The organism is Ilumatobacter sp. (assembly GCF_965215205.1).
Taxonomy (GTDB): domain Bacteria; phylum Actinomycetota; class Acidimicrobiia; order Acidimicrobiales; family Ilumatobacteraceae; genus Ilumatobacter_A.
Genome location: NZ_OZ244049.1, coordinates 1,927,554 through 1,948,675 on the forward strand (window position 1 = coordinate 1,927,554; position 21,122 = coordinate 1,948,675).

Below are 21,122 nucleotides of genomic sequence, written 5' to 3' on the forward strand. Positions count from 1 at the left end.
CTCAGCGTAGGCCACCGGTACCATCGGCGCGGTGAGCGACTCACCCGTCCAGTTCTCGACCGGCCTGCCGACGACCGTGCTCCCGGCACCCTCGTCCGACGACGCCGAGCGACTCGCGTCCGCCCTCGAGCTGGAGGGGGACGAGCGCCGCCGAGCGGTCGCCGAGGTGGTGGCGGCGTCGCCGCGCCTGCTGGCCGGGTGGGCCGAGCTCGGTGATCTCGGACGAGACACGATCGAGCGGTACGCGGCCTACCGCGTCGGGTACCACCGTGGTCTCGACACGCTGCGCGCCAACGGCTGGCGGGGGTCGGGGTACGTGCGCTGGTCGGAGCCGACGAACCACGGCTTCCTGCGCTCCCTCCGGGGGTTGGGCGCGATGGCCGCCGAGATCGGCGAGACCGACGAGGCCGAGCGCTGCGAGCAGTTCCTGCTCCAGCTCGATCCGTCCGGCATCCCCGACGGGGCGTGAGCGCACGGGAGTCCCACGTGGCGCGACGGTGAGCGGCGGAGCCGGCGCCGGACGACGGGCCGTCGCTCGCGACGTGCGCGTCGCCGGCGCCGTCCTCACGGGCGGGCGCAGTCGACGGATGGGTCGCACGAAGGCGGTGATCGAGGTCGGCGGCGTCGCGATGGCGGACCGGGTCGTCGCGGCGATGCGCTCGGCCGGGATCGACCCGGTCGTGCTGTGCGGTGGCGATCCGGTCGAGCTCGACCACCTGCGTGCCCCCCTCGTCGCCGACGACCACCCGGGGGAGGGGCCGCTCGGCGGGGTGCTGACGGCGCTCGACCACCTCGCCGGGGTCGCCACCCACGTCGCGATCGCGGCGTGCGATCTGGCGACGATCGACGCCGGGGTCCTGCTCGTGCTGCGCGAGCGGGTCGTCGACGTGCGAGCGCGGGTCGTGGTCGCACGCGGCGATCGGCTCGAGCCGATGTGCGCGATCTGGCCCGTCGCGCTCGCCGACGAGGTGCGCGCGCTCTTCGACGACGGCGAGCGGGCGATGCACCGGGCGATCGCCGCGCTCGACCACGACGAGGTCGTCGTCGACCCGGCCGCCATGGCGAACATCAACGACCCCGGCGACCTGCCTGGGTAGTGTCCACTCCCGTGCGCCTCCAGGAGATCTCCGTGTCCGAGCTCCATGAGCTCGGCTCCGACGTCGTCGTGGTCGACGTCCGCGAAGACGACGAGTGGGCGAGCGGGCACATCGCCCACGCCCGTCACGTCCCGTTGGGCACGGTCCCGGACCGGCTCGACGCCTTCGACGGCGAGCCGACCTACGTCGTGTGCAAGGTCGGCGGGCGCAGCGCCCGGGCCTGCGAGTTCGCGGCGGCGCACGGGCGCGACGTGGTGAACGTCGCGGGCGGCATGGTCGCCTGGGCGGACGCCGGCTTCGAGACGGAGTCGTGAGCCGGACCCCTCCCCACGTCGACTACGGGTGGGTCGACGACCAGGAGGGGCTGGTCGAGCTCGTCGACGAGCTCGTGGAGGTGCCGCGCTACGCGCTCGACACCGAGTTCCACCGCGAGCGCACGTACTTCCCGCAGCTGGCCCTGATCCAGGTCGCGTGGCGTCCCGACGGCACGGTCGAGGGCCAGGAGCTCGTCCTGGTCGACCCGCTGGGGGTCGACGTGCGCGAGCTCTCTCGCCTGTTCGACACCGACTCCGAGTGCGTCATCCACGCCGCCCAGCAGGACCTCGACGTGCTCACCCACTCGGTCGGTTCCGTCCCGCGCTCGATGTTCGACACCCAGCTCGCGGCCGGCTTCGTCGGCTACGGGACGCCGTCGCTCGTGTCGCTGCTCCAGGGCGAGGTCGACGTGACGCCGGCGAAGGGCGATCGGCTCACGGACTGGCTCCGCCGCCCGCTGACCGACGACCAGCGCCAGTACGCGGCGAACGACGTCGAGTACCTGCTCGAGGTCCAGGACCGCCTCGTCGCGAAGCTCGACTCCGCCGGGCGCCTCGACTGGGCGCGAGCCGCCTGCGAGGAGCTGCGGACGCGCCCGGTCAGCGGCGCCGCTCCGCAGGACGCCTGGCTCAAGCTCAAGGACGCACGCTCGCTGCGACCCCGCGGGCGGGCGGTCGCCCAGGCGGTGGCCGCGTGGCGCGAGGAGCGGGCCCAGCGGGTCGACATCCCGGTGCGCCAGGTCCTGCCCGACCTGGCCGTGCTCGGCATCGCCCAGCGCGCACCCTCGAGCACCAAGGACCTGCGCCAGGCCCGTGGCGTCGACGACCGGCACGCGAAGGGCGCGATCGCCGAGGAGATCCTGGCCGCCGTCGAGATCGGCCGGGACGCCGAGCCGCCCGAGCCGCCGCGCTCGTCGGACGACCTGGACCGCAACCTTCGACCGGCGATCACCCTGGTCTCGGCGTGGGTGTCGCAGATTGCGCGCGACGAGCAGATCGACACGACCCTGCTCGCGACCCGCGCCGACATCGTCTCGCTGCTGCGCGACGACCCCGACGCCCGGCTCGCGTCGGGGTGGCGGGCCGAGATGCTCGGGCAGGGGATCCGCGACCTCGTGTCGGGCCGGGCCGGTCTGACGTTCGACCCGCAGGGCCGCCTGACCCTGATGCCGGTCTGACGCCGACGACGTCCCGGACGGACGGCGATGCACCACCCGGAGTGGTCGACGGTGACCGTGAGCACTCGGTTCCGACACCGCGTCGTCGGGCTCGACCGGTATGATCGGCCGCCAATGCCAACAGTCCAGTGAGGGAGCCCTGTCGTGAAAAAGGGTCGTCATCGCCGTTTCGAAGAGGCGAGAAAACTGAAGCAGTCGGGTCCCGGGGCCTTCGATCTCGGACTCGGTGAGCGTTCGCTCGCCGATGACGACGACGATTCTGATGACGAGAACGACGAGTACGCGGCTCTCGCGGAGAAGTACGGCGTCACCTTCGACGACGACGACGACCACGACGACTGAACCGGGCCCCAGAGCGGGACCGGGCCTCGGTAGCATCCGAGGCGCATGACGAGCGACCAGACGATGACGGCCGACCGACTGCGTGAGTCGTTCACGGGGTTCTTCGCCGAGAAGGGCCACACGGTCGTGCCCTCGGCGAGCCTCATCCCGCACGACCCGACGGTGATGTTCAACGTCGCCGGCATGGTCCCGTTCAAGTCGTACTTCACCGGCGACGAGCAGGCCCCCTACGACCGCGCCGTCGCCTCGCAGAAGTGCGCGCGCGCCGGGGGCAAGCACAACGACCTCGACGACGTCGGGCGCACGAAGCGCCACCTGGTGTTCTTCGAGATGCTCGGCAACTTCAGCTTCGGCGATTACTTCAAGTCCGACGCGATCCCGTGGTCGTGGGAGCTGGTCACCGAGCGGTGGGGGTTCGACGGGGATCGGATCTGGGTCACGGTGCACGACTCCGACGAGGAGGCGGAGGCGATCTGGCACGAGGTCGTCGGCGTCCCGATGGACCGGATCCAGCGCCTCGGCGACAAGGACAACTTCTGGCAGATGGGCGAGACCGGACCGTGCGGACCCTGCAGCGAGCTGCACATCGACCGAGGGCCGGCCTTCGGCCCCGACGGCGGGCCGCTCGGAGATCCGTTCGGCGACCGGTTCATGGAGTTCTGGAACCTGGTGTTCATGCAGTTCAACCAGGCCGCCGACGGGACGCGCACCCCCCTGCCCGAGCCGTCGATCGACACCGGGGCCGGCCTCGAGCGGATCCTCGCTCTGCAGCAGGGGGTCGATTCGGTCTGGGAGACCGACCTCATGGCGCCGCTCATCGACCAGGCGCAGTCGCTGACCGGCAAGACGTACCGCCCGGGTGACTACGACGACCGCGACAGCTTCGGTCTGCGCGTGCTGGCCGAGCACGCTCGGTCGAGCTCGATGCTCGTCAACGACGGCGTCTTCCCGTCGAACGAGGCGCGCGGCTACGTGCTGCGTCGGATCATCCGCCGTGCGGTGCGCTTCGCCTACCTGCTCGGCACCGAGTCGCTGGTGATGCCCAGCCTGACCGAGGTCGCGATCGGCGTCATGGGCAACGCCTACCCCGATCTGGAGAAGAACCGCGACTTCATCGTCGGGGTCATCGGGCGCGAGGAGGAGCGCTTCCGGCACACCCTGAAGAACGGGCTGTCCATCCTCGACGGGGCGCTCGAGGGGGACCCCGACGAGCTCGACGGCTCGACCGCGTTCCTGCTCCACGACACCTACGGGTTCCCGCTCGAGCTGACCCAGGAGATCGCGTCCGAGCGCGAGGTCGACGTCGACCTCGACGGGTTCACCTCCGAGATGTCGGCCCAGCGCAGCCGGGCCAAGGCCGCGGCCAAGGGCGCCGTGGACGACGCCACCCTCGACCGGTACCGGGAGATCGTCGAGCAGTTCGGCACCACCGACTTCCTCGGGTACGCCGAGACCACCTCGGACGCCCGGGTCCTGGCCGTGCTCGACGTCACCGGCGACGACCCCGAGCCCGACGGCGCGCGCACCGTCGAGATCTTCCTCGACCGCACGCCGTTCTACGCCGAGGCCGGAGGGCAGGTCGGCGACACCGGCACGATCACGACCGAGTCGGGGACCGCCGAGGTGCTCGACACGACCTACGCGATCCCGAACCTGCGCCGCCACAGCGCGCGCATCGTCTCGGGGACGATCACCACCGGGCAGTCGGCCGCCGCGGAGATCGATCACGACCGGCGCGAGCGCATCCGCCGGAACCACACCGGGACCCACCTGCTCCACCACGCGCTCCGCCAGGTCCTGGGCGAGCACGTGAAGCAGGCGGGATCGTGGGTCGGCCCCGACCGGCTGCGGTTCGACTTCTCGCACTACGAGTCGGTCACCCCCGAGCAGATCCTCGAGATCGAGCGGATCGCGAACGCCGAGACGCTGCGCAACCGACCCACCCGGATCTACGAGACCACCAAGGCCGAGGCCGAGGCGCTCGGCGCGATCGCGTTCTTCGGGGACAAGTACGGCGAGATCGTGCGCGTCCTCGAGGCCGGCGACACGATCGAGCTGTGCGGCGGTACCCACGTCGACGCGACCGGCGACATCGGCACGGTGAAGGTGGTCAGCGAAGCATCGATCGGCTCCAACCTGCGTCGGATCGAGGCCTTCACCGGCGAGGGGTCCGTCGCCCTGCTGCAGCGCGACGAGGCGCTCATCGCCGAGGTCGCCGATCTGGTCGGGACCAGCACCGACGAGGTGCTCGACGGGGTCGCGCGCAAGCTCGACGAGATCCGGTCGCTGCAATCGGAGATGAAGGTGCTCCGCAGCCAGCTCGCGATGGGCCGGGCGACCGAGCTCGCCGCGATCGCGCACGAGGGCGTGGTGGTCACCCAGGTCGACGGGCTCACCCCCGGCGACCTGCGCGAGCTCGCGATCGCCGTGCGCCAGCAGCCGACGGTCGACACCGTCGTGCTCGTCGGCGAGACGACCACGGGCGGGGTCGCGCTCGTCGCGGCGATCGCCCCGGGCGGCGACCGTCCGGCGTCGGCGCTGCTGAAGGACGCGGCGAGGGCCGTCGGCGGCGGGGGCGGCGGCAAGGGCGACATCGCCACGGCCGGCGGCAAGGACCCCTCGGGCATCCCCGACGCTCTGCGACTCGCCGCCGAGGCCGTCGCGGCGCGATGAGCGTGCGCGTCCCCGGGGTGCGGGCGCTCGGGATCGACCTCGGCTCGAAGCGGGTGGGGATCGCGGTGTCGGATCTGTCGGGCACCATCGCGTCGGCGCTGACGACCGTGCACCGCTCGCGCAGCCGGCGCCACGACCACCGCGAGATCGCACGGCTGGTTGAGGTGGAGGAGTGCGAGGTGGTCGTCGTCGGCCTCCCGCTCTCGCTCGACGGCACGTCGGGTCCCGCCGCGCGCTCTGCCACCACCGAGGCCCGTCAGCTCGCTACCGTTCTCGACGTGCCGGTGGAGATGTACGACGAGCGCTTCACGACGGTCACCGCCGAGCGCCACATGCTCGAGGCGGGCCTCGACGCGAAGCAGCGTCGACGGGTCGTCGACGCAGCGGCCGCGGCCGTGATGCTGCAGGCGTGGCTCGACCACCGGCGCCAGACGTGGACCGGTGCCCCGGCTGCGATCGGGACGGAGCGACGCTGATGCCGCGCACCCTCGATCCGCTCCTGCCCGAGGCCGAGGTCGACCCCGACGCACGCCCGGCGATCGACTGGCCCACCGATCCGTGGGACGACGCCGACCGCACCGGCAGCGTGGAGCGCCTCCGCCGCCAGACGCGGCCGATCAAGTGGGCGGTCTACGCCGCGATCGCGCTGTTCACCGTGCTCACGATGATCGCCGGCGCCGTCGGCTGGTGGTACCTGCAGCGGATCAACCCTCCCGGCGAGCCGGGTGCCATCGAGAGCTTCACGGTCGCCGAGGCCGAGACCCTCGAGACGCTCGCGCAGCGCCTGGAGGACGACGGCTTCATCACCGACGCCGGGGTGTTCGAGTGGTACGTCGAGCGCAACGACGGCCTCGAGATCACCCCCGGCTACTACAAGCTCCGCCCCGACGACCACATGGGCAACGTGCTCGCCGCGCTGCGCACCCCGCCGGGGCAGACCTACACCAACGTGACCTTCCCCGAGGGGTTCACCATCGACCAGATGGGACGTCGCCTCGAGACGACCGTCGACAGGATGTCGGCGGCCGACTTCTCCGAGGCCGCCGCCGACCCGTCGCTCGTCTCACTCTGGGAACCCCCGGGCGGCGCCACCACCCTCGAGGGCCTGCTGTTCCCGGACACCTACCAGGTGTCCAACGCGGAGAGCGAGGGACAGATCATCGACCGGATGATCGGGATCATGGAGCGCGTCGGCAACCAGGAGGACATCATCCCCAAGAGCGCCGCGCTCGGTCGGACTCCCTACGAGACGCTGATCATCGCGTCCCTGATCGAGCGCGAGGCGGGTGACTTCCCGGAGGACCGAGCGAAGATCTCGCGCGTCATCCACAACCGCCTCGCCGTCACGGCCGCCAACCCCGACGATCCCTTCCCGCTCCAGATCGACGCGGCCGTCCTGTACGGGCGCAACCAGCTCGGCATCGACCCCGACACCCCGTTCGACGAGCTGCGCAGGACCGACAGCGACTGGAACACCTACTCCCGGCCGGGGTTGCCGACCACCCCGATCGCGAACCCGGGCCGAGCGTCGATCGAGGCCGCGCTCAACCCCGCTCCGAACCCGCCGCCGGGCGACCCGGTGTGCGCCGTGCTGCCGGAGGACCAGCGTGCCGAGGACTGCTTCTACTTCTTCTACGTGAAGTCGGACAACGACGGGCGTCACGAGTTCGCCGCGACCTTCGAAGCGCACCTGCGCAACATCGACGAGGCGCGAGCCGCGGGCGTCGACGGTGTCTGACCGCTCGACGCCCGGTCGATGACGCGACGCGTCGCGGCGGTCATCGGGTCGCCGGTGGCCCACAGCCTGTCTCCGCTGATCCACCAGGCGGGGTTCGACTCCGTCGGCGTCGACTGGACGTACGTGGCGTTCGACGTCGGCGCCGGCGCCACGTCGGGAGCCCTCGACGCGATGCGCACCCTCGGGCTCGGCGGGCTGTCGGTGACGATGCCGCACAAGGAGGCGATGGCCGGCGCCGTCGACCGGCTCGACCCCGCGGCGCGCGATCTGGGCTCGGTGAACACGGTGAGCTGGGACGGTGACGATCTCGTCGGGTCGTCGACCGACGGCGCCGGCTTCGTGGCGTCGCTCGCGTCCGACGGCGTCGACGTCGGGGGGGCGCACGTCGCGGTGATCGGGGCCGGGGGAGCGGGGCGGTCGCTCGTCGACGCCTTGGGCCGGTCGGGGGCGTCGCGGGTGACGGTGATCAACCGCTCGCGCGAGCGCGCCCAGCGGGCGGCGTCGCTCGCTCCGGGCGCGGTGGTGGGGGAGGAGGGCGACGTCGTGGGCGCTGACGTGGTCGTCAACGCGACCAGCCTCGGGATGGGCGCGACGGGACCCGGTGGGGCGTGGCCCTGCGATCCGTCGCTGCTGGGCCCGAGCCAGGTGGTCGTCGATCTCGTCTACCACCCGCTGCGCACGCCGTGGCTCCACGCCGCCGCCCGACGGGGGTGCCGCGCGCTCGACGGTCTCGGGATGCTGGTGCACCAGGCCGCGCTCCAGCAGCGGATCTGGCTCGGCGACGATGCCGCGGTCGACGTCGCCGCCATGCGCGCCGCCGCCCGCGCCGCCCTCTGACGCGCTCGGCGCCTCCGTCCCGGGGCCCGACGCCGAACGGGTCCGATGTCCCCGTCCGGGTCCGACGCCGGGCGGACTCGATCGGGGGGTGAGGGGGCCGGGGGTATGGTGGGCCGATGCTCAGGTATCTGACGGCGGGCGAATCCCACGGCCAGGGCCTGGTGGTGATCGTCGAGGGTCTGCCGGCCGGCCTCGAGGTGACCGTCGAGCAGATCCAGGCCGAGATGGCCCGCCGTCGGCTCGGTTTCGGGCGGGGTCCGCGCCAGCGCTTCGAGGTCGACGAGCTGACCCTCGTCGGAGGTGTCCGCCACGGCCGGACGCTGGGTTCGCCGGTGGCGATCCAGATCACGAACACCGAGTGGTTCCGCAGCGACAAGTGGCACCGGGAGATGGATCCGGCGCCGGGGGAGACCGAGGCTCCGCTCACCCAGGTCCGGCCCGGCCACGCCGATCTCACCGGGATGCAGAAGTACGGCTTCACCGACGCCCGCGACGTGCTGGAGCGGGCGAGCGCACGCGAGACGGCGGCGCGCGTGGCGGCCGGGGCGCTGGCCAAGGCGCTGCTGTCGACGATCGGCGTCGACGTCGTGTCGCACGTGATCCAGATGGGCTCGGTCCGCGTCCCCGACGGGGCCGCCCGCCCGACCCCCGACCAGCTCGACCGGATCGACTCGAGCCAGGTGCGCTGCTTCGACATCGAGGCGTCCGAGGACATGATCGCCGAGATCAAGGCCTGCGCCAAGGACGGCGACTCCCTCGGTGGCGTCGTCGAGGTCCTGGGGTTCAACGTCCCCGTCGGCCTCGGCAGCCACGTCCACTGGGACCGCAAGATCGACGCGATGCTCGCCCAGGCGGTGATGAGCATCCAGGCCGTGAAGGGGGTCGAGATCGGCGACGGCTTCGACGTCGCGGGGCGGCGCGGCAGCGTCGCGCACGATCCGATCTCGTGGGACACCGACGCGAACCGCTACCGCCGGACGAGCACCCTGGCCGGCGGGACCGAGGGCGGCATGACGACCGGCGAGCTGCTCGTGGTGCGCGCCGCGATGAAGCCGCTCGCCACCCTCAACCGCCCCACCCTGGCCACGGTCGACACCGCGACGAAGGAGTCGGGGGTGTCGTTCAAGGAGCGCACCGACGTGACCGCCGTGCCGGCGATGGGTGTCGTGGCCGAGACGATGGTCGCGCTGACCCTCGCGGCCGAGGCGCAGCGCAAGTTCGGCGGCGACTCGGTCGACGAGTTCGTCCGCAACGCCGACGCCTTCGCGAGCACGCTGTGAGCACGCGGGCCGCCGACGCCTCCGCGGGCGCCGACGACGGCTGCGGTGATCGCCACATCGTGCTGGTCGGGATGATGGGGGCCGGCAAGTCGTCGGTGGGCCGGGTGCTCGCCCGACGCCTCGAGCGGCGCCTGCTCGACTCCGACGAGATGATCGAGGCCGCGACCGGACGCACCGTGCGCGAGATCTGGCGCGACGACGGCGAAGCCGCGTTCCGCGCTCTCGAGGCCGGGCAGCTCGGTGAGGCGCTGGAGGACGCCGAGCCGGCGATCGTCGCGGCGGCCGGCGGGGTCGTGCTGAGCGCTCCCAACCGCGATCTGCTCAAGGGGGCCCGCGCCCACGTCGTGTGGCTCTCCGCCGACGTCGACCTCCTGGTCGATCGGGTGCGCAACGGGATGCACCGCCCCCTGCTCGACGACGACCCGGAGGCCACGTTGCGGGCGATGGCCGAGTCGCGCGAGCCCCTGTACCGCGACGTCGCCGACGCGATCGTCTCGGTCGACCACCGCAGCGTGAACGACGTCGCCGGAGCGGTCCTGCGATGCGCCGGGTGACCGTCGCGCTCCCCGAGCGCCCGTACGACGTCGTCGTCGGCCGGGGGGCGATCGCCGGGCTCGCGCCGTTCGTCGACCAGGCGGTGCGCCGCGTCGCCGTGGTGACCCAGGACGCGATCCCCGAGCGCTTCACCGACGTCGCACGGCACCTGGCCGATCGCGACGTCGCCGTCGAGGTCCACGCGATCGGCGACGGCGAGGCGGCCAAGACGCTCTCGACCGTCGAGGAGCTGAGCCGGTCGTTCGCACGCTCGGGGCTGACCCGGCGCGACCTGGTCGTCGGGGTCGGTGGTGGCGTGGTGACCGATGTCGCGGGGTTCGCGGCCTCCACGTGGCACCGGGGGGTCTCCGTGGTCCACGTGCCGACGACGCTGCTGGGGATGGTCGACGCCGCGATCGGGGGCAAGACCGGGGTCAACCTCGCGGAGGGCAAGAACCTGGTCGGGGCGTTCTGGCAGCCGTCGGCGGTGGTGTGCGACCTGGACGCCCTCGACACGCTCCCCGAGCGCGAGCTGCGGTGCGGCCTCGGCGAGATGGCCAAGTACCACTTCCTCACCGGTGACGACCTGCTCGCCACGGACCTCGAGGAGCGGATCGCCCGGTGCGTCGAGATCAAGGCCGAGGTGGTCGCGTCCGACGAGCGCGAGGGCGGCCGGCGGGCGCTGCTCAACTACGGCCACACCCTCGCCCACGCCCTCGAGATCGCCACCGACCACCGACTCGCGCACGGCGAGGCCGTCGCGATCGGTCTCGTGTTCGCAGCCGAGCTCGCGTTGGAGCTGGGGCGCATCGGACGTCACCGGGTCGACGAGCACGTGGCCGTCGTGCAGGGGGAGTACGACCTCGGGATCCGCCCGCCGGCGGGTTGCGACCCCGACGTCCTCGTCGACCTGATGCGGCGCGACAAGAAGGCCCTCGACGGGTTGACCTTCGTCCTCGACGGCGCCGCGGGGGTCGAGGTGGTCGAGGGCGTCGACGAGGCAGCGGTCCGCGCGGCGCTGGCGCGGTTCCTGTCGTGAGCCCAGCGACCGTCCCGGCGATCGACCACGCCTCCCGGGTCGCGTCGCTGACCGAGCGACTCCCGCTCGGGAACGGGTGCGATGCGATCGTGCTGCTCGACCCGATCGACGTCCGGTGGCTCACCGGCTTCACCGGATCGACCTCCTGGGTCGTGATCTCGCACGACGAGCTGGTGCTCGGGACCGACGGCCGCTACGCCGACCGGGCGCGCCAGGAGACGGCGGGCTGCGGTGCGCGCGTCGTCGTCGAGCAACGGCGGGGTCGCCTCGACGAGCGGCTGATCGAGGCCGCCTCGAGGGCGTCCCGGGTGGCCCTCGATCCCACGACCACCTCCCACGCACGGTGGGGCGAGCTCGCTGGAGCGCTGTCGCCGGAGCCGACCCCCTCGCTGGTCGCCCTGCAGCGCCAGGTGAAGGACGACGCGGAGATCGCCCGCATCGAGGCCGCCGCGCGAGCGGCCGAGGCGGCGCTCGCCGACGTCGAGCCCCTCCTGCTCGCGACGGTCGACGAGCCGATGACCGAGCACGACGTGCGCACCGAGCTGGAGTACCGGATGCGCCTCCACGGCGCCGACGACCGCGCCTACGACACGATCGTCGCGAGCGGGCCCGAGCACGCGGCACGCCCCCACCACGGGGCCGGCCGGCGCACGATCGTCGCCGGCGACGCGGTGATCGTCGACGTCGGCGCGCTGGTCGACGGCTACCGCTCCGACATGACCCGCTCGTGGGTCATCGCCGGCGCGACGGATGCCCAGCGCGAGCTCCACGACCTGGTGGTCGAGGCGCAGCGCGCCGGGCTCGACGCCGTGCGCGACGGGGCCACCGCGGCCTCGGTCGACGCCGCGTGCCGCGAGGTCGTGGAGCGCGAGGGGAGGATCGGGTGGTACCTCCACGGCGCCGGCCACGGCGTCGGCCTCGAGATCCACGAGCCGCCGTTCCACGCTCCCGCGAGCGAGGAGGTCCTGGCGTCGGGGATGGTGGTGACGGTCGAGCCCGGCCTCTATCGTGACGGCGTCGGTGGCGTCCGGATCGAGGATCTCGTCGTGGTCACCGAGTCCGGCCACCGGGTGCTGACGCACTCCCCGAAGCGACCGCTGCCGTCGGCCGGCGCAGCAGAACAGCCCTGAGGGAGCACCGCCCATGCCACAGATCTCCGTGAACGACCTGAAGAACGGCATCACGCTCGAGCTCGACGACAACCTGTTCCAAGTCGTGGAGTTCCAGCACGTGAAGCCGGGCAAGGGCGGGGCGTTCGTCCGCTCCAAGATCCGCAACGTGCGCACCGGCGCGGTGATCGACAAGACGTTCAACGCGGGCATCAAGGTCGAGCAGGCGATCGTCGACCGCCAGGACATGCAGTACCTGTACCACGACGGCACCGACTACGTGTTCATGAACACCTCGACCTACGACCAGACGAACGTCCCCGAGACGGCGCTCGGCGACGCGAAGGACTACCTCGTGGAGCAGATGGTGGCCCAGATCGCGTTCTACGGCGGCGAGATCATCGGGGTCGAGATCCCCGCGTCGGTCGAGCTCGCGATCGCGATGACCGAGCCGGGGCTGCAGGGCGATCGCTCGAGCGGGGGGACGAAGCCGGCGACGCTCGAGACCGGCAAGGAGATCAAGGTCCCCCTGTTCATCGAGACGGCGGACCGGGTGCGCGTCGACACGCGCACCGGCGAGTACATGACCCGGGTGTGAGCCCTCCTGCGATGACGACCATCCCCCGGCCCGACGAGCGCTCCGACGCGCGTGAGCGGGCCCTCTACCTCCTCTACGAAGCAGAATCGAAGGGGCTCACCCCCGTGGAGGTGCTCGACGTGCAGGTGCTGGCACCCGACGAGCTGACCCAGGCGCTCGTGCGCGGGGTCGACGCTCACCGTGAGCGCCTCGACGACGCGATCGCGGCCCGGGCGACCGGGTGGTCCCTCGCACGCATGCCGGTGATCGACCTGAACGTGCTGCGGATCGGCGCGTTCGAGCTCGCCGAGCGCCCGGACGTGCCGGTCGCGGTGGTGCTCGACGAGGCGGTCACGCTGGTCAAGCAGTTCTCGACCGACGACAGCGGCCGCTTCGTCAACGGCGTGCTCGCGGCCCTGGTCGCGGATCTGCGGGACTGAGGGCGCGCCACACTGGGACGATGACGACCGACGCGACGCGCACCCCGTCGCCCCGCGTCGTCGACGAGCCCCGCGCCGATCCCTCCGCGAGCGGCCGGCGCGCCCGCGAGCGTCGTCGAGGGCAGGTCGCGCGATGGGCGCCCCGTTTCGCGATGGCGACGATCGTGGTCGCCTACGTCGTCTGGTTCACCGTCCGCTCGCTCGACAACCACCACGCGCTGGGCACCGCCACCTACGACTCGGCGCTCTACGACCAGGGCATCTGGCTGCTGTCGCGCTTCGATGCGCCGTTCGTCACCCTGATGGGGCGCAACCTGTTCGGCGACCACACCTCGTTCGTGCTGCTGGCGCTCGTCCCGCTGTACTGGGTCTGGCCGTCCGCCGGTGTCCTGTTCGGGGCGCAGGCGCTGGCGATCGGTCTCGGCGCCGTCCCGGTCTTCCTCGTCGCACGGCGCCGCATCGGGGAGTGGGCCGGGGTGGTCCTCGGCTCGACCTACCTGCTGCACCCCGCCGTGGGCTGGACGAACCTGGAGAACTTCCACCCCGATGCGTTCCTCGCCCCGTTCGTCGGGCTCGCGCTGTGGGCGGCGCTGGAGCGGAGGTGGCGGATCTACGTCGTGTTCGTCGTCCTCGCGCTGGCCGTCAAGGAGGACGCGTCGCTGGTGATCGTCCCGCTCGGCGTCTGGGTGAGCCTCGCGCGCGACCGCCGGATGGGGGTGGCGACCGTCGCCGGGAGCGTCCTGTTCGCGCTCGTGGCCACCTTCGTGGTGATGCGCGGGCTGAACGGCGTCCCGACCCGCAACGGGTGGCGGATCCCGTTCGGCGGCCCGCTCGGGGTCATCGACACCGCCGTCACGAACCCGACCGATCTCGTCGCGTACCTGTCGGACGGCGGCCGCCCGTGGTACCTGCTCCAGATGACCGCCCCGTTCGCGTGGGCCTTCCTGCGCCGTCCGGCCGTGGCGGCGATCAGCGCGGTCGTGCTGTTCACGAACGTGCTCAGCACGTTCCCGTACCAGCACCGGATCGAGTTCCACTACGGGCTCGTCGCGGTACCGGCGCTCGCGATCGCGACCGCGCTCGCGATCGGAGCGATCGGGCGTCCGCTCGACGGTCGCCCCCCGGGGGTGGCGTCGGCCGGCGCGGACGGGCGCTCGCAGGGGGCGACGACGCGCGCTCTCGCGATCGTCGTGGTCGCGGCGGCGACGTTCGTGACGTCGGTGCTGTGGTCACCGGTGCCGTGGGGACGCAGCCCGCAGTTCCACGGCGATCCCGCGCAGCCGCGAGCCGCGGCGGCGCGGGAGCTGATGGCGCTGATCCCCGCCGACGCGGTGGTGTCGGCGCACTACCGACTCACCCCGCACCTCGCCCACCGGCGCGAGATCTACCAGTTCCCGACGCCGTTCCGCACCGTCCTCTACGGGACCGGCGGCGACGAGGACGGGGGGCGGATGAGCGAGCGGTCGGAACGGGTCGAGTTCGTCGTGCTCCCCGCGGCTGCCCGTGACCACCCGGTCGCCGACTGGGAGCTCGTCGCGCCGGCGTTCACCCTCGTCGAGGCGAACGAGCACTGGAGGCTGTGGCGACGAGATCCCGACGTCCGTCTCCCGGCGGAGCGACCCCCGGGGTCGTGAGACGGAGCACGCGTCGCGCGCACCGGACCGCACGGTCCCGGGCCGGGCCCGCCGCACGCGTGGTCAGTCGCCGAGGCCGAGGTACTCCCCGAGTCCGGTCTGCGCGAGGATCACCCGCTGGAACGGCTTGTCGGCGACGACGACCAGCCGACCACCTGCCCGGTCGAGGTGGTGGCGCAGGTCGATGAGCGCGCCGAGCGAGGCGGAGTCGAGCACGGTGCAGCCCGAGATGTCGACCGTCACCACCTCGACGTCGACGCGATCGGGTGTCGCCACGGCGCGGAACCGGTCGACCTGGGTCGAGTCGAACTCCCCGACGACGACCACCGTGACGATCGCCCGGTCACCTCCAGCGACGGTGGCGGTCACCTCGATGCCGTCGGACGGGTGGCTCATCGGGGGCGGTCCAGGCGGGAGAGACGCCGCCACGGCCTCACCACGGCGTGCGGCCGGAGGGGACGACGGATCTCCGACTCACGGCCGTGACCGTGCCCGATCGCGCTCCAGGCCAACCACGATCACGGTTCGCCGTCGTGGTCGACGGCGCGCACGACGACGGTCGTGATGTCGTCGCCGGGATCCGCGCGGCCGGAGTGGCGCAGGATCCGCTCGAGGAAGCGCCGAGCGGTGAGCAGCGGCGTGTCGGTCCAGGCCGCGGCGATGGCCTCGCTCACCGCGAGAGCCCCGAACGGCACCCCGGCGACGTCTCGTGACTCGGCGGATCCGTCGGTCAGCAGCACGAGGCCCTCGCCGGCGTCGAGCGGGTCGATCCGATGGGTCTCGAACGTCGCCCGGCGAGACACCCCGATCGGGAGCGACGCCGCGAGGTCGAGGTCCTCCACCCCGCCGGCCGAACGGCGACGGAGGGGTTCGTGCCCGGCGTTGACCACGTCGATCGAGGTGCGGGTGAGGCGGCACGCGGCCGCGGTGACGAAGCGCTGGCCGGTCCAGTGGTCGAGCACCGTGTCGTTCGCCATCGCGATCTGCTGCGACAGCGTGCGGCCCGCACGTCGGCCGTTGCGGATGGCGCTCAGCGCCGCGACCCCCGTGAGGGCGGCGTCCATCCCGTGTCCCATCGCGTCGAGCGAGTAGATCCACAACGCCCCGTCGAACCACGAGTAGTCGTAGAGGTCACCGGCGACGTCGTAGGCAGGAGCGATCGCGGACGCGAAGTCGAAGCCGCCGGCGGAGCCGGAGCGCGGCGGGAGCAGGCTCCACTGCATCTCGGCGGCCACCGACATCTCGGAGCGCCGGCGTCGTTGGCCGAAGTCCTCGAAGCGGTCCTGCGCCCCGGCCACCGCCGGTCCGATCCGTCGCGCGGTGCGCTCGACGAGACGACGACGCCGCTCGTCGGGACGGACGCCGTAGCGCATCACGACGACGAGACGGCCGCCCTCGCACACCGGCACCCACCACCCCGACCGGTCGGTCATCGGCTCGCGGTCCGAGAAGGCGTCGTGGAGCTCTCCGTCGAGGGCGGTCCGGTGTTCACGCTCGAGCGAGCGCAGCTGGGACAGGTCGTGGTCGAGGACGTGGGCCTCGGCGTCGTCGCCGAACGCGATCGAGATGGCGGCCAGGACGTCGCGGGGGAACCGGGCTCGGGCGAGGAGGTCGAGAGCGCGGTCGACCGCGTCGTCGTCGGTCATCGACTCCCTCCCGCGCCGGTGCTCACCTCGACAGTCTGGACCACCGATGCGACGACGGCTCGACGTCACCTCGGGTTCTCGGGCGGAGCCTCCGGCTGATCGCGGTCGGCGAAGGCGACCGTCGTCGGACCGAGGGAGCCCACGACGGCGTCGGATGCGCGCCCCTCGTCCGCGGGCGACACGTCGTGCGACACTGGCCCGATGCGACTCGACCTCTCCGCCGACGACGTCCTCACGACCACGCGGGCGGTGCGCAAGCGCCTCGACCTCGACCGGCCGGTCGAGCGCGAGGTGGTGATGGAGTGCCTGGACATCGCGCTCCAGGCGCCCACCGGCTCGAACCGGCAGGGGTGGCAGTGGGTCTTCGTCACCGACGACGCGAAGAAGCGCGAGCTGCGCGACATCTACAAGGAGAACTTCGACGCCTACCGCGACGCTCCGAAGCCGAGCTTCGACGACGGGGACCCCCGAGCCGAGCGGATGGACAAGGTGGTCGACTCCGCCACCCACCTCGCGGAGAACTTCCACCGGGTGCCGGTGCTGATGATCCCGTGCCTGGAGGGCAAGCCCGAAGGCGGGCCGACCGGCACGGGGATCAGCGCGAGCTTCTGGGGTTCGCTGCTCCCCGCCGTGTGGAGCTTCATGCTCGCGCTGCGGGAGCGGTCGATGGGCTCGGCGTGGACCACCCTCCACCTGGTGAACGGGGGCGAGGAGCGCGCCGCCGAGCTGCTCGGCATCCCCTTCGACCGCTACAGCCAGGCGGGCCTGTTCCCGATCGCGTACACCGAGGGGACCGACTTCCAGCTCGCGAGCCGCCTCCCGGCCGCGGATCTCGCCCACTGGGACGAGTGGTGAGCGCGTCGGCGACGGGGTTCGACACCCCGATCACGACCGGCGACGACGGCTCGCTCACCGGGCCGTTCCGCGCCCCGGTCCAGATGCTCGCCGACCAGGAGTACGGCGGGCACGCGAGCGTCCACGACGACGCCGAGGCGGCGAAGCTCGGCCTGGCCGGCGCCCCGATCGAGGGCCCGACCCACTTCAGCCAGTTCGACCCCCTCGCGGTGGCGCGCTGGGGCCCGAGCTGGTTCGAGAGCGGGTGCATCTCGTCGCACTTCCTCAACATGGTGGTCGAGGGCGAGGAGGTCCAGGCCGCCCTCGACCCGAACGGCGACTCCTCCGCGACCATCCGGGCGGTGAAGCCTGACGGGACCCCGGTGCTCACCGGCACCGCCTCGGTCGGGCGCGCCACCACGACCGAGCTCGACGTGCGCCGCGAGCGGGGGACGGGCGACCCCGGCGAGCTGCACATCGTCGACCAGCTCGAGATCGGGATGACCTCCGACCCGGTCGGCGTCTCGATGGACCTCGACACCGCGAACGGCGCCCTGTACCCGTTCAGCCTCGCGCAGAAGCTCGACGCGATCACCGAGGCGTCGAGCTGGTACCGCCCCGCAGGGGACTCACCGTGGGGCGGTGCGATCGTGCCCACCGAGATGGTCAGCGTCCTCGCCCACCGCTCGGGTGGGCGCTTCCCGGTGCGCGGTCCCGCCGTCGGGCTGTTCATCGACCTCGAGGTGCGCTACGTCGAGGGCCCGGTCCGGGTCGGGCGCGCCTACGAGGTCCGCCACGAGATCGTCGGGATCGGGCAGGGACGTTCCGTCGAGTCGTACTGGACCGAGTCGACGCTCACCGACGCCGACGCCGGCACCCACGTCGCGACGGTGCTCCTGCACCAGGGGGTGTTCAAGGCGTCCTACGCCGGTCACCCCGATTCCGACGGCTGACGTCGTCCCCGACCGTCACCGGTTGGGGTGCTGCTCGCGCTTGCGGTCGGGTCGGAACCCGTGGTCGATCCCCCACAGGATCGCGGCGCTGCGGTCGTGGACCCCGAGGCGGCGGTACAGCGACCTGGAGTAGGTCTTGATCGTGTTCTGGCTGAGGTGCATCGTCTCGGCGATGCGCCGGGTGCCGTGGCCCTGGGTGATCAGGGCGAGCACCTCGCTCTCGCGCTCGGTCAGGCCGTGGCTTCGGCCGGGCCAGTCGCCCCGGCTCTCGGGACGGCCCCGCGACGGCGGGGGCGGGCTGACGACGAAGCGGCCGGCGGCGACCTCCTCGATCGCGTCGGCGAGCTCGGCGCCCGAGGCGGCCTTCGACACGTAGCCGCCGACGCCGCGCCGACGGGCCGTCTCGATCAGCTCGGGGGAGAAGTTCCACGTGTAGACGATCACCGTGCCGATCGACTCGTCCTCGAGCAGCGGCGTCAGGTCGTCGTGGTCGGCCTGGCCCTGCGCGAAGGCGTCGTGGAGCCCGACGTCGACCGGTTCGCGAGGGTGCCGGTTGGCCGTGATCTCGACGACCTCGATGCGGTCGGCGAACGGCTCGAGCAACCGCGCGACGCCGGCCACCACCAGGGAGTAGTCGTCGACCACGACGATCCGGACGGTCATCGGGACCGCCCGCGCCGGGAGCCGGCCGCGGATCGCCGGAGGCGGACGTCGCGAGGTCGCACGGCGATCGATGCTCGCACACGACGAGCCGCGTCGCGTCAGCGTGCTTTCACCCCATCGTGTGAAGTCGTTCCCCTCCATCGGGTGCGAGACTGATCCGATGGCCGCCTCCGCGACTCCGCTCGAGTTGATCCACGGGTTCGACGACGCGGTCGACCGGGTCGTCCGACCGCTGCAGGACGAGACCACCTTCGGTGCGGTGATCTGGACCGTCGGCACGGCGTGCGAGGTCGCCCTCCTCGGGGCGCTCGCCGTCGAGGCCATCCGACGCCGGACGGCGCGCTCGATGCGCCGCCTGCTGGCCCCGGTCGCGTTCGAGCGGCTGGTGGTGCACGGGATGGGACCCGTCGTGGACCGGAACCGCCCGGCCCGGCGTGGGGAGCGTCCGGCGAACATCGGTCCGTCGTCGAGCAGCATGCCCAGCGGCCACACCTCGAGCCCCTTCCTCGCCGCCTCGCTGCTGGCCCGGGGCCGGGGCACCGGCCTCGTGGCGTTCGCGCTGGCCGGTGTCGCCGCCGCGAGCCGCCTCCTGCTGCGCGTGCACCGACCGAGCGACGTCGCCCTGAGCGCTCTCGCCGGTGTCGTCGTCGGCCGGGCGGTGGTGCGGTGGGACGGCGACGACGGACCCGACGATCAGCGGACCGTCGTCGTCCACGAACCGGCTCCGCGATCGTGAGGCCGACCCACGCCGCGACGGACCGGGACGATCGATGATCCGGACCGTCCTGCTCGCGATGGCCGTCCCGGCCGCCGCCGCGCTCACGGTCGTCCCGATCGCGGGGGCGACGGGCCGGGGCGTCGTGTCCGCGGTGTTCTTCGGCGCCGCGGTCGTGCTCGGGGCGATCGCGTACCTGGCGCACCGCTGGTCGTCGTCGGACGGCGAGCGGCCCGAGCCCGTGCGGCTCGGGCTCGTGGCCGCGACGTGGATCGCCGTCGCCCTGGTCACCAGCGCTGTCACCTGGACAGCGATCCTGATGTCGCCCGCGAGCGCGGGCGCCCCGGCCCTGCGCGACCCGCTCTCGGCGCTGTTCGAGTCGATCTCGGGGCTCTCGACCACGGGGTTGACCGTGGTCGACGACTCCGGGGTGATCGAGGAGTGGTTGCAGTGGTGGCGAACCGTCCTGCAGTGGGTCGGCGCGTTCGGCGTGGTCCTGTTCGCGGTGACCGTCGCCGAGCCCTCGGGTGACCACGACACCCTGATCGGATCCGACTGGGGCGAGGCACCGGGCGGCGACGCGCTCGAGACCGCCCGCCGCCTGGTCGGGATCCTGGCGGTGATCACCGCCCTCAGCGTCGTCGCGATGATCGTGGTCGGCGAACCCGTGTGGCGGGCCGTCAACCACGGGATGACCGCCGCCGCCACCGGCGGGTTCTCGGTCGCGACGAACAGCGCAGGGGACTCCGGGCCCGCGGTGCGCGTGATCCTGGCGGCGACCCTCGTCGTGTCGGCGATGGCCTTCGGCACGCTGTGGGACCGCGCGCGTCGCGTCGGGCTCCCGCTGTGGCGCCGCACCCAGGTCCGCTACGGGTTCGGGGCGACCGTGATCTGCGTCGCCGTCGCCCTCCTCGTCCGCGACGGCTCGCCGGCGGGCGACGTCGTGTTCAACTCGATCTCGGCCTCGACGACCGGCGGCTTCTCGGTCGGATCGAGCTACAGCTCCGTCCAGGCCCTCTCCGGCGTCGCGATGGTCTCGATGTTCATCGGCGGCGCCGCGGGGTCGACCGCCGGGGGCATCAAGGCCGCCCGGCTCGCCTGGCTGACCAAGGCCGCCGCCCGGTGGCTTCCCGGTCGCTCCGACCTCGACGACGACGTGACCTACCGCTGGGACGGCGGCGACGTCGGGCGCGACGACGCGCGCCACCGGATCATGGGGGCCGCGGCGATCGTCGTCACCTGGCTGATGATCGTCTCGATCGGCACGGTGGTGATGGCGGCGCACAACCCGAACCTCGCCATCTCCGACGTCCTGTTCGAGGCGTTCTCCGCCGGATCCGGTGTCGGGCTGTCGTCGGGGCTCACCGCCGAGACGCTCGACGCGACGACCAAGCTCACCCTCAGCACCCTCATGCTCGCCGGGCGGGTCGAGATGACCGCGTTCGTCGTCCTCCTGGTCGGTCCGTTCGTGAAGGCCGCCGACTCGGCCACGTCGTCGTCGATCGACCCGACCCCGTGA

At 72.5% G+C, this 21,122-nt stretch carries 23 protein-coding genes; 20 read left to right on the forward strand and 3 right to left on the reverse strand.

Annotation, left to right across the window (positions count from 1 at the left end; all coding sequences use genetic code 11):
* Window positions 1–31 precede the first annotated feature (31 nt).
* The 16 genes from ACOOHC_RS09035 (at window position 32) to ACOOHC_RS09110 (ending at window position 14,792) form a co-directional block, all read left to right on the forward strand.
* Window positions 32–469, forward strand: coding sequence for a DUF3151 family protein (locus ACOOHC_RS09035; RefSeq protein WP_420453659.1), 438 nt, complete (start codon window positions 32–34; stop codon window positions 467–469).
* Between the two features lie 73 nt (window positions 470–542).
* Window positions 543–1,097 (forward strand): molybdenum cofactor guanylyltransferase, encoded by a 555-nt coding sequence (gene mobA, locus ACOOHC_RS09040; protein ID WP_420453780.1) that lies wholly within the window; start codon window positions 543–545, stop codon window positions 1,095–1,097.
* 32 nt (window positions 1,098–1,129) lie between these two features.
* Window positions 1,130–1,411, forward strand: coding sequence for a rhodanese-like domain-containing protein (locus ACOOHC_RS09045; protein WP_420453660.1), 282 nt, complete (start codon window positions 1,130–1,132; stop codon window positions 1,409–1,411).
* Window positions 1,408–2,589: a ribonuclease D gene (locus ACOOHC_RS09050; RefSeq protein WP_420453661.1), complete on the forward strand. Its 1,182-nt coding sequence runs from the start codon at window positions 1,408–1,410 to the stop codon at window positions 2,587–2,589. Before ACOOHC_RS09045 ends, ACOOHC_RS09050 begins: the two co-directional genes overlap by 4 nt.
* 144 nt (window positions 2,590–2,733) lie before the next feature.
* Window positions 2,734–2,931, forward strand: a complete 198-nt coding sequence (locus ACOOHC_RS09055; protein WP_420453662.1) for a hypothetical protein — start codon at window positions 2,734–2,736, stop codon at window positions 2,929–2,931.
* A gap of 45 nt (window positions 2,932–2,976) precedes the next feature.
* The gene (gene alaS, locus ACOOHC_RS09060) at window positions 2,977–5,604 is read left to right on the forward strand and encodes an alanine--tRNA ligase (RefSeq protein WP_420453663.1); all 2,628 of its coding nucleotides are present in this window, start codon (window positions 2,977–2,979) and stop codon (window positions 5,602–5,604) included.
* A complete protein-coding gene (gene ruvX, locus ACOOHC_RS09065; RefSeq protein ID WP_420453664.1) occupies window positions 5,601–6,080 on the forward strand; it encodes a Holliday junction resolvase RuvX in 480 nt (159 codons plus the stop codon). Before alaS ends, ruvX begins: the two co-directional genes overlap by 4 nt.
* Window positions 6,080–7,342, forward strand: coding sequence for an endolytic transglycosylase MltG (mltG, locus tag ACOOHC_RS09070; RefSeq protein ID WP_420453665.1), 1,263 nt, complete (start codon window positions 6,080–6,082; stop codon window positions 7,340–7,342). The genes ruvX and mltG overlap by 1 nt, the downstream gene beginning before the upstream one ends.
* Before the next feature lie 18 nt (window positions 7,343–7,360).
* Window positions 7,361–8,179: a shikimate dehydrogenase gene (aroE, locus tag ACOOHC_RS09075; RefSeq protein ID WP_420453666.1), complete on the forward strand. Its 819-nt coding sequence runs from the start codon at window positions 7,361–7,363 to the stop codon at window positions 8,177–8,179.
* Between the two features lie 116 nt (window positions 8,180–8,295).
* Window positions 8,296–9,459, forward strand: a complete 1,164-nt coding sequence (gene aroC / locus ACOOHC_RS09080) for a chorismate synthase (RefSeq protein WP_420453667.1) — start codon at window positions 8,296–8,298, stop codon at window positions 9,457–9,459.
* Window positions 9,456–10,013: a shikimate kinase gene (locus ACOOHC_RS09085; RefSeq protein ID WP_420453668.1), complete on the forward strand. Its 558-nt coding sequence runs from the start codon at window positions 9,456–9,458 to the stop codon at window positions 10,011–10,013. The genes aroC and ACOOHC_RS09085 overlap by 4 nt, the downstream gene beginning before the upstream one ends.
* Window positions 10,001–11,032 carry a 3-dehydroquinate synthase gene (gene aroB, locus ACOOHC_RS09090; protein WP_420453669.1) on the forward strand — a complete coding sequence of 344 codons (1,032 nt, stop codon included), beginning with the start codon at window positions 10,001–10,003 and terminating at the stop codon, window positions 11,030–11,032. Before ACOOHC_RS09085 ends, aroB begins: the two co-directional genes overlap by 13 nt.
* The gene (locus ACOOHC_RS09095) at window positions 11,029–12,162 is read left to right on the forward strand and encodes a M24 family metallopeptidase (protein ID WP_420453670.1); all 1,134 of its coding nucleotides are present in this window, start codon (window positions 11,029–11,031) and stop codon (window positions 12,160–12,162) included. The genes aroB and ACOOHC_RS09095 overlap by 4 nt, the downstream gene beginning before the upstream one ends.
* 13 nt (window positions 12,163–12,175) lie before the next feature.
* Window positions 12,176–12,739, forward strand: coding sequence for an elongation factor P (efp, locus tag ACOOHC_RS09100; protein WP_420453671.1), 564 nt, complete (start codon window positions 12,176–12,178; stop codon window positions 12,737–12,739).
* 11 nt (window positions 12,740–12,750) lie between these two features.
* Window positions 12,751–13,158, forward strand: a complete 408-nt coding sequence (gene nusB / locus ACOOHC_RS09105) for a transcription antitermination factor NusB (protein ID WP_420453672.1) — start codon at window positions 12,751–12,753, stop codon at window positions 13,156–13,158.
* 20 nt (window positions 13,159–13,178) lie between these two features.
* Window positions 13,179–14,792 (forward strand): DUF2079 domain-containing protein, encoded by a 1,614-nt coding sequence (locus ACOOHC_RS09110; protein ID WP_420453673.1) that lies wholly within the window; start codon window positions 13,179–13,181, stop codon window positions 14,790–14,792.
* Window positions 14,793–14,855: 63 nt separating this feature from the next.
* On the opposite strand, the gene ACOOHC_RS09115 is transcribed toward ACOOHC_RS09110, so the two are convergent.
* Together ACOOHC_RS09115 and ACOOHC_RS09120 are read right to left on the reverse strand one after the other, a co-directional pair.
* Complete coding sequence (locus ACOOHC_RS09115) at window positions 14,856–15,188, reverse strand: STAS domain-containing protein (RefSeq protein WP_420453674.1); 333 nt, start codon at window positions 15,186–15,188, stop codon at window positions 14,856–14,858.
* Window positions 15,189–15,310: 122 nt separating this feature from the next.
* Complete coding sequence (locus tag ACOOHC_RS09120) at window positions 15,311–16,438, reverse strand: PP2C family protein-serine/threonine phosphatase (RefSeq protein ID WP_420453675.1); 1,128 nt, start codon at window positions 16,436–16,438, stop codon at window positions 15,311–15,313.
* A 201-nt stretch (window positions 16,439–16,639) separates the two neighbouring features.
* Here ACOOHC_RS09120 and ACOOHC_RS09125 point away from each other — a divergent pair, with 201 nt between their 5' ends.
* Both ACOOHC_RS09125 and ACOOHC_RS09130 read left to right on the forward strand, forming a co-directional pair.
* Entirely contained in the window at window positions 16,640–17,293 is a 654-nt protein-coding gene (locus ACOOHC_RS09125) for a nitroreductase family protein (protein ID WP_420453676.1), read from the forward strand.
* Window positions 17,290–18,225, forward strand: coding sequence for a hypothetical protein (locus ACOOHC_RS09130; RefSeq protein ID WP_420453677.1), 936 nt, complete (start codon window positions 17,290–17,292; stop codon window positions 18,223–18,225). Before ACOOHC_RS09125 ends, ACOOHC_RS09130 begins: the two co-directional genes overlap by 4 nt.
* Window positions 18,226–18,240: 15 nt before the next feature.
* Here ACOOHC_RS09130 and ACOOHC_RS09135 read toward each other — a convergent pair whose 3' ends face one another.
* Window positions 18,241–18,888, reverse strand: a complete 648-nt coding sequence (locus tag ACOOHC_RS09135) for a response regulator transcription factor (RefSeq protein ID WP_420453678.1) — start codon at window positions 18,886–18,888, stop codon at window positions 18,241–18,243.
* 160 nt (window positions 18,889–19,048) lie between these two features.
* Between ACOOHC_RS09135 and ACOOHC_RS09140 the strand changes: the two genes are divergently transcribed.
* Together ACOOHC_RS09140 and ACOOHC_RS09145 are read left to right on the forward strand one after the other, a co-directional pair.
* Window positions 19,049–19,624, forward strand: coding sequence for a phosphatase PAP2 family protein (locus ACOOHC_RS09140; RefSeq protein ID WP_420453679.1), 576 nt, complete (start codon window positions 19,049–19,051; stop codon window positions 19,622–19,624).
* A gap of 34 nt (window positions 19,625–19,658) precedes the next feature.
* Window positions 19,659–21,122 (forward strand): potassium transporter TrkG, encoded by a 1,464-nt coding sequence (locus ACOOHC_RS09145; RefSeq protein ID WP_420453680.1) that lies wholly within the window; start codon window positions 19,659–19,661, stop codon window positions 21,120–21,122.

Excerpts from the sequence above, each read along its gene's own strand:
- alaS (WP_420453663.1), top strand. The coding sequence starts at position 2,977 with ATGACGAGCGACCAGACGATGACGGCCGACCGACTGCGTGAGTCGTTC.
- ruvX (WP_420453664.1), top strand. The coding sequence starts at position 5,601 with ATGAGCGTGCGCGTCCCCGGGGTGCGGGCGCTCGGGATCGACCTCGGC.
- mltG (WP_420453665.1), top strand. The coding sequence starts at position 6,080 with ATGCCGCGCACCCTCGATCCGCTCCTGCCCGAGGCCGAGGTCGACCCC.
- aroE (WP_420453666.1), top strand. The coding sequence starts at position 7,361 with ATGACGCGACGCGTCGCGGCGGTCATCGGGTCGCCGGTGGCCCACAGC.
- aroC (WP_420453667.1), top strand. The coding sequence starts at position 8,296 with ATGCTCAGGTATCTGACGGCGGGCGAATCCCACGGCCAGGGCCTGGTG.
- aroB (WP_420453669.1), top strand. The coding sequence starts at position 10,001 with ATGCGCCGGGTGACCGTCGCGCTCCCCGAGCGCCCGTACGACGTCGTC.
- efp (WP_420453671.1), top strand. The coding sequence starts at position 12,176 with ATGCCACAGATCTCCGTGAACGACCTGAAGAACGGCATCACGCTCGAG.
- nusB (WP_420453672.1), top strand. The coding sequence starts at position 12,751 with ATGACGACCATCCCCCGGCCCGACGAGCGCTCCGACGCGCGTGAGCGG.
- ACOOHC_RS09110 (WP_420453673.1), top strand. The coding sequence starts at position 13,179 with ATGACGACCGACGCGACGCGCACCCCGTCGCCCCGCGTCGTCGACGAG.
- ACOOHC_RS09115 (WP_420453674.1), bottom strand. The coding sequence starts at position 15,188 with ATGAGCCACCCGTCCGACGGCATCGAGGTGACCGCCACCGTCGCTGGA.
- ACOOHC_RS09120 (WP_420453675.1), bottom strand. The coding sequence starts at position 16,438 with ATGACCGACGACGACGCGGTCGACCGCGCTCTCGACCTCCTCGCCCGA.
- ACOOHC_RS09125 (WP_420453676.1), top strand. The coding sequence starts at position 16,640 with ATGCGACTCGACCTCTCCGCCGACGACGTCCTCACGACCACGCGGGCG.
- ACOOHC_RS09135 (WP_420453678.1), bottom strand. The coding sequence starts at position 18,888 with ATGACCGTCCGGATCGTCGTGGTCGACGACTACTCCCTGGTGGTGGCC.
- ACOOHC_RS09140 (WP_420453679.1), top strand. The coding sequence starts at position 19,049 with ATGGCCGCCTCCGCGACTCCGCTCGAGTTGATCCACGGGTTCGACGAC.
- ACOOHC_RS09145 (WP_420453680.1), top strand. The coding sequence starts at position 19,659 with ATGATCCGGACCGTCCTGCTCGCGATGGCCGTCCCGGCCGCCGCCGCG.